The 299-nt window shown below is 61.9% G+C and carries 1 protein-coding gene; it reads left to right on the forward strand.

Annotation, left to right across the window (positions count from 1 at the left end):
• Window positions 1-110 precede the first annotated feature (110 nt).
• Window positions 111-299 (forward strand): metal-dependent hydrolase (locus ACYQ1A_RS21835; RefSeq protein WP_499365828.1); only part of this gene is annotated, 189 nt, incomplete at its 3' end.

The following is a 299-nucleotide window of genomic DNA, read 5'->3' on the forward strand; positions in this document are numbered from 1 at the left end:
ACCGTTTACGCTCAGGTAGTGGCGGTTGGTCCGGATGGTGGTGGAGACAGTGTCGATCTCGCGCTCGAAGCCGGGGCCACCGGCGTTATCCGGATACATATACTTTAGGGCTGGCCGGCTACCTCCCATTCCGCTTTCGCCCCGTTGAACAGCACACCACCCGCCTGCGCGCCGGCTTGTTTGTGTTTGTGGCAACGGTGTCGCACCCCTTGCTGGATATGTGCACCGACGGCGGCAGCGGCGTGGCGCTGTTCTGGCCGCTGTCAGATGAGCGAGAGTTTTTCCCATGGCAGGTGATC

The organism is Silvimonas sp. JCM 19000 (genome assembly GCF_054652575.1).